The organism is Micromonospora sp. NPDC052213 (genome assembly GCF_040679695.1).
GTDB lineage: Bacteria > Actinomycetota > Actinomycetes > Mycobacteriales > Micromonosporaceae > Micromonospora.
The window spans coordinates 1-1,299 of record NZ_JBFAVI010000364.1 but is presented as its reverse complement, the minus strand read 5'-3'; the positions used below and the strand labels follow the sequence as shown (position 1 = coordinate 1,299).

The 1,299-nt window shown below is 70.1% G+C and carries 2 protein-coding genes; both read left to right on the top strand.

Features of this window, described 5'->3' with window-relative positions:
- Positions 1 to 596: urease accessory UreF family protein (locus AB0L34_RS33980; protein ID WP_363709775.1), on the top strand; the 596-nt coding region annotated here is incomplete at its 5' end.
- 31 nt (positions 597 to 627) lie between these two features.
- Positions 628 to 1,257 carry an urease accessory protein UreG gene (ureG, locus tag AB0L34_RS33975; RefSeq protein ID WP_013287653.1) on the top strand — a complete coding sequence of 210 codons (630 nt, stop codon included), beginning with the start codon at positions 628 to 630 and terminating at the stop codon, positions 1,255 to 1,257.
- Positions 1,258 to 1,299 lie beyond the last annotated feature (42 nt).

The window sequence follows — 1,299 nt, the reverse complement described above, 5'->3', positions numbered from 1 at the left end:
CGGCGGTCGAGCACGGCGCGGTGCACGACCGGACCACGTTGCAGGAGTTCGTGCGGACGGTCACCCGTGCCGCCGCCACCGGTGACGGGGTGGCGCTGCTCGTGGCGCACCGCGCCGCGCGTGCCGGTGACCTTGACCGGATCCGGGCGGCCGACGAGGCCGTACACCTGCGCAAGATCAACGAGGAGACGCGGACGATGACCGTCCGCATGGGGCGCAAGCTGGCCGAGGCCGCCGAACGGGTGGTGGGGGAGTCCCTGCTGCGCAAGCGCGTCGCGGAGAGCGGCGGCGGCGTCCCGGTCACCTACCCGGTCGCGCTCGGCGTGCTCTTCGCCGAACTCGGCGTGGGCGAGGCGGACGCGTTCGCCGCCCACCAGTACGGCGCGGCCTCCATGGTGCTCGGCGCGGCGGTCCGGCTGATGCGGGTGGACCACCTCGACACCCAGTCGATCCTCTTCGCGGTGAACGAGCGGGTCGGCGAGGACTACGAGGAGGTGCGCACCGCCGGGCTGGACGACATGCAGAGCTTCGCGCCGCACCACGACGTGCTGGCCGGCGCGCACCAGCACGCACACGTACGCATGTTCATGAGCTGAGCGCTCACCCACCTGAAGGGCTTCTTCGAAAATGAAATCAGCGAGTCGGATCGGCGTCGGCGGCCCGGTGGGCAGCGGCAAGACGGCCATCATCGAGGCCGTCGTGCCCCGCCTGGTCGAGCAGGGCCTGCGCATCCTGGTCATCACCAACGACGTGGTCACCACCGAGGACGCCAAGCACGTCCGCCGCGCCCTGACCGGCGTACTGGTGGAGGAGCGCATCGTCGGCGTGGAGACCGGCGCCTGCCCGCACACCGCCGTCCGCGAGGACCCCAGCATGAACCTCGCGGCGGTGGAGGACATGGAGGCGCGGTTCCCGGACAGCGACGTCGTGCTCATCGAGAGCGGCGGGGACAACCTCACGCTCACGTTCAGCCCCGCGCTCGTCGACTACTTCATCTACGTGATCGACGTGGCGGCCGGCGACAAGATCCCGCGCAAGAACGGTCCGGGCATCTCCAAGTCCGACATCCTCGTGATCAACAAGACCGACCTGGCCCCGTACGTCGACGCCGACCTGGACGTGATGGCCCGCGACGCCGAGCTGATGCGCGGCGGCAAGCCGTTCGTGTTCACCAACTGCAAGACCGGCGAGGGCATCGACGACCTGGTGGACCTGGTCCGCCGCAACGCGCTGTTCGACGCCGAAGTGCTGGCATGACCACTCTGGACTCCGTCCGGGAACTCGCGCCGTACCAGGACC